The following is a 4745-nucleotide window of genomic DNA, read 5'->3' on the forward strand; positions in this document are numbered from 1 at the left end:
AGCGAATGCAGGATCGCCAGCGAATCGTGCCGGGCCTCCACCACCTCGTCGAGGTAGCAGATCGCTCCGGTCTTGACCGCTTTGGTGAGCGGGCCGTCGACCCACACCAAGTCGCCGCCGGTGACCATGAACCGGCCGACGAGGTCGGCGCTGGTGAGGTCGTCGTGGCAGCTGATGGTGATCACCTCCCGGCCCAGCAGATGCCCCATGTGTTCGACGAAGCGGGTCTTGCCGCAGCCGGTGGGGCCGGTCAGCATCACCGGCATGTGCTGGGCGTAGGCCCATTCGAACAGCTGCACCTCGGTGCCGTTGGAGAAATACAGGTCGTTGCTTGTCATTCGGAGACCAACTCTCGGTGGATATGAGCCAGGATTTCGGGTAGGTCGTCGACGTGGCCGATGCGGCGGGGCTTCTTCTCGCCGAACACTTCCGGCAGCGGGTCGACGCGCACCGGTCCGACGCCGATGTAGAAGACGGAGATCGCGGCCTCCTCGGCCTCTTCGACGGCGTGCGCGACGTCGGCCCACGCGTACCGGCCCTCGTAGCCCTCGTCGGAGATGAGACCGTCGCCGATGATGATCAGCAGCCGACGCTCGGACGGCTGGTCGAGCAGGCGTTTGGTGAGGTGCCGGATCGGCGCGCCGAGCCGGGTGTAGCCGCCGGCCCGCAGGCCCTGCGCGCTCGGGTCGACGAAGTGTCGGTCGTCGAAGTCCTTGAGGCAGTTGACCTCCACCCGGTGCCGGGTGTTGCCGGAGAACACGAAGATCCCGTGCCGCTCCTTCGCCAGGGTCATCGCCCGCGACAGGGCGTCGGCACAGGCTAGTTCGATGCGAAAGGCCTTGCCGCCGTTGGAACTCAGCGACGAGGAGCCGTCGAGCAGCAGGGCGGTGCTGACATCGCGTGAACTCGGCAGCAGTTCCCGGAAGATCCGGGGTTCGCCGGCTTCGCCGGTGATGGTGTCGAGGTAGTGCGCCACGTAGCGGTCGACGTCGACGTCGGAGCCATCGTCGAGGCCGCTGCGGATGGCGCGGTGGGTGTGTTCGGCGAACCATTTGCGGATGTCGGGGGACACCGCGGCGACCGGACTGTTGCGGGTCTGGTGCCGACGTTCGAGCACCGCAACATGATTGGGCAGGAACGCCTGATTCCACATGTTCCACTCGGGGTACGGGACACCCACCCGCTGATCCGGATCGATCTGGACCTCGTCGTTCTCGGGTTTCGACGGTGGCGGCAGATTCGAGTTGCGCACCCCGCCGTCTCCGCCGACCGGAATCGACATGAGCCGCTTGGCATCGGTGCGCGAGGACGTCCACGGCATCCGGCCGTAGCCTCGTTTGAACTTGGCGGCCAGAGAATCGGACTCGGGTGGCCGGACGGTGATCCGGCCCAGAATCGTGTGCGGGTACAGGTCCATTTTCGTCCGGGCCAGTGCCAGCGCGCGGTCGACGATCGCCTCGCCGTCCAGGTCCGGGTCGAGATACTCGATTCCCGGTGCGAGCCGGTCCAATTCGGGGATCAGGCCGGGAAAGTTGCGGGCCACCCAGCCCGCCGCAACCCCGCCCTCGATCACGGCGAGCGCCGCGAGCTGTCGTGGGGTGAGTTCGTGCAGACGGAACCAGTAGAGCCGGCCCTTCGACGGGGAACATTGCAGCGCCACACCACAGGTGAGGGTCGTACGGGTCCAGCCCGCCTCCAGCGCGGGGTAGGGGACGTTCATCATCGTGTGACCGGCATTGAGTCCGAACGTACGTCGGGGTCCGCTCATCAGCCGGACACCCGAAATGCGTTGTTCGGAGAATGCGACCGCGGTGACCGAACAGCTGCGTTCGATGGCCATCGCATCGGATTCGGTTGTGGCCGTGCTGGTGCGGCCGGTGCCAGGCGGCGGCATCGTCACCTCTTCCGCGAGCGTGGGTGCGCTCATCGGGTCAGAAGGTTCCGATGTTCTTCATGATCCAGTACCAGAACCAGATCACCAGTCCCATCACTCCCCAGGCAAAGGCGAGTCGGACGATTTCTTGCCACATGGATTGTCTCCGTATCAGTTTCGGAAAAATCGGTTTCGGTCTAACGGGGTTGTAGGCTGCGCAGCGTATAGGTGAGATAACTGTCGGCGGACTCTTTCCGCAGCTGATCGGCGTCGATGGTGACCGCGAGCAACCCGTACACGCCGAGCAGGAAGAACACCGCACTGTGATACGGATCGACGACGATCTCGGCCTCACCCCTGCGCTGCGCGGACTGAATCAACTCCACGACCAGGGTGATCACCTTGTGCTCGCGCCACTCCTCGGTCACCGGACGGTTCGGTGAGAAACGCAGCGCCACCAGATCTTTGAACAGATGTTTACCGAGTCGGGTCTCGATATCGGCGACGAGATCGATGGTCTTGGCCAGCGCGTCGGCCAGCGGCGGTCCGGTCGCGAGAAACCCGCCGAGCGCCTCGGAGATCAGCTCCTCCTGCCGCGCCTCGATGTCGACGAGCACGTGCTCCTTGGTGGGAAAGTGAAAATAGAACGTCCCCCGGGCGACACCCACCTCGGTGACGATCGCATTGAGGTCGGCCCCGGCGATCCCCTTACGGGCGTACTCGTCCGTCGCGGCGTCGAGCAACCGCCTGCGCGTCTCAAGGCGCTGCGCCTCGCGCCCGGTGGGCGCACCCGTCAATCCGCTCATTCGATGACCCCCGAGGTGTAACCTGTATCACTACACGCAGATACTGACAGACGTCACTGACAAGTGTCAACCGCTAGGATTGGCGTGCAAATTTAAAAGCTCGTGTTAAATTTGCACGCATGATCCCTCGGTTAGTCGCTGCGGAACTGCGGCGGCGTCTGGCTGCGACGTCGGCTGTGGTGCTGCTCGGACCACGGCAGATCGGGAAGACGACGCTGGCGCGGGACCTGGCCGACGACTGGCCGACAGGCGCGACCTACCTCGACCTTGAGCGTCCGGCCGATGTGCGCCGGCTCTCCGATGCCGATGCCTACCTGCGGGGGCAGTCCCCGCGGCTGGTGGTGCTGGATGAAGTGCAACGACTCCCGGCGATCACCGAAACCCTTCGCGGCGTCATCGACGACAACAGGCGGACGGGCTTCCGCAACGGTCAGTTCCTGCTGCTGGGCTCGGCATCGCTGGATCTGATGAAGCTGTCTTCGGAAAGCCTGGCCGGCCGGATCTCGTTTCTGGAATTGTCCGGCGTCAACGTCGATGAGGCAGCGTCGTCAGGCATCGGCATGGACGATCGTTGGGTCCGGGGAGGGTTTCCTGACGCCCTACTGGCGTCAGATGACGACTCCCTGCGCTGGCGGCAGGACCTGATCCGGTCGTACCTGGAACGCGATATCCCGATGTTCGCCCCTCGAATCCCGGCGGAGACACTGCGTCGTCTCTGGACGATGCTCGCCCACTCGTCGGGCGGCCAGCTGAATGCGTCGAAACTGGCCGCGGGGTTGGGCGTCACCAGTCCGACTGTCACCCGGTACATCGACTTACTCGCCGACCTCGCACTGGTGCGATCACTCCCGGCCTGGCATACGAACGTCGGAAAGCGCGTCACCAAGGCCCCGAAGGTTCACGTGCGCGACTCGGGGCTGCTCCATGCTCTCCTGGACATAGACTCCCTCGACATGCTTCTCGGGCACCCCGCAGCAGGGGCGAGCTACGAGAGTTTCGCGGTCGAGTGCGTCATCGACGCCGTCGGCGATCGCTGGCAGCCCTACCACTACCGGACCGCACGTGGAGATGAACTCGACCTGGTGCTCGTGCGTGGCGGGCGGCCACAGATCGCTGTCGAGGTGAAACGATCTACAGCACCGCATGTTTCGGCCGGATTCCACCGCGCGGCCGATGACTTGGCGATCTCCGAACGCTATGTCGTCTACCCTGGTGACGACACCTACCCGATGAGCGGCTGTACGGTGATCGGACTTAGGGCGTTGGTCCGCTCACTGCGAGAGATCAGCGCCCGGGCTTGAACTTGTAACCTGCGTCACTGCCCCGCAGATACACTGACAAGTGTCAATATCTTGGATTCGGGTGCGAACCGCTTCCGGAGGTGCCCGGGTTGGGAGCCTCGCGTCACCGGACCCTTCGAGACGAGTCGGCTCGCAAGCTCGCGCGCCTCTCCTCAGGGATCAAGAAGCGTCCCCACGCAAACGTCTTCTTGTTCGGTATCGACAGTCCGGTGACCAGAGCGGCCATATGTCAAGAAGGGTCCCCGGCGCAAACGTCTTCTTGTTCGGTATCGACAGTCCGGTGACCAGGATGGTCATAAGTCAAGAAGGGTCCCCGGCGCAAACGTCTTCTTGTTCGGTATCGATAGTCCGGTGACCGGGGCGGCCGTATGTCAAGCAGGGTTGCCGTCGGACAGGCCGGCGGTCTGCAGGTCGAGGGGCGTTGCGGACGCAAACACCTTCTTGATCCCTGAGGCCGAAGCGACGAAGGAGCGAGGGTCGCGAAGGGTCTGGCGACCTTTCGCCATCTGACGCGACCTCCTCGAACCAAGGCGGCCTATCCGGCGGCGATGAGGAGGTCGCGGAGTTCGGTGGCCAGGACCTTGCCGGTGCCGCCGCGGGGGATGTCGTCGGCGGAGGTGACGACCAGCCAGACCGACGGGACCTTGAAGGCGCTGAGGAGTTCGCGGGCGCCTGCGCGCAGGGCTTCCGGGGTGGCGCCGGAGGTGGAGACCACCGCTGCTCCGACGCGGGGGCCGTTGGGGCCGGGGACGCTGGTGACGAAGG

General features: G+C 64.8%; 4 protein-coding genes and 1 pseudogene. 1 reads left to right on the forward strand and 4 read right to left on the reverse strand.

Annotated features, from left to right (window positions below):
* From Q0627_RS15000 to Q0627_RS15010, 3 genes are all read right to left on the reverse strand, one after another.
* A partial coding sequence (locus Q0627_RS15000) for an AAA family ATPase (RefSeq protein ID WP_298811092.1) occupies positions 1–338 on the reverse strand: 338 nt, incomplete at its 3' end.
* Positions 335–1894 carry a nitric oxide reductase activation protein NorD gene (locus Q0627_RS15005; RefSeq protein ID WP_298811099.1) on the reverse strand — a complete coding sequence of 520 codons (1560 nt, stop codon included), beginning with the start codon at positions 1892–1894 and terminating at the stop codon, positions 335–337. The genes Q0627_RS15005 and Q0627_RS15000, both read right to left, overlap by 4 nt.
* 176 nt (positions 1895–2070) lie before the next feature.
* On the reverse strand, positions 2071–2679 hold the full coding sequence (locus tag Q0627_RS15010) for a TetR/AcrR family transcriptional regulator (RefSeq protein ID WP_291019422.1): 609 nt from the start codon (positions 2677–2679) through the stop codon (positions 2071–2073).
* A gap of 119 nt (positions 2680–2798) precedes the next feature.
* On the opposite strand from Q0627_RS15010, the gene Q0627_RS15015 reads away from it, so the two are divergent.
* Positions 2799–3980, forward strand: coding sequence for an ATP-binding protein (locus tag Q0627_RS15015; RefSeq protein WP_291019433.1), 1182 nt, complete (start codon positions 2799–2801; stop codon positions 3978–3980).
* Between the two features lie 535 nt (positions 3981–4515).
* Here the strand turns inward: Q0627_RS15015 and Q0627_RS15020 are convergent.
* A pseudogene (locus Q0627_RS15020) lies at positions 4516–4745 on the reverse strand (long-chain fatty acid--CoA ligase); the annotation flags it as partial.

Origin of the sequence: uncultured Gordonia sp. (assembly GCF_937858515.1) — a bacterium.
Classification (GTDB): Bacteria; Actinomycetota; Actinomycetes; order Mycobacteriales; family Mycobacteriaceae; genus Gordonia.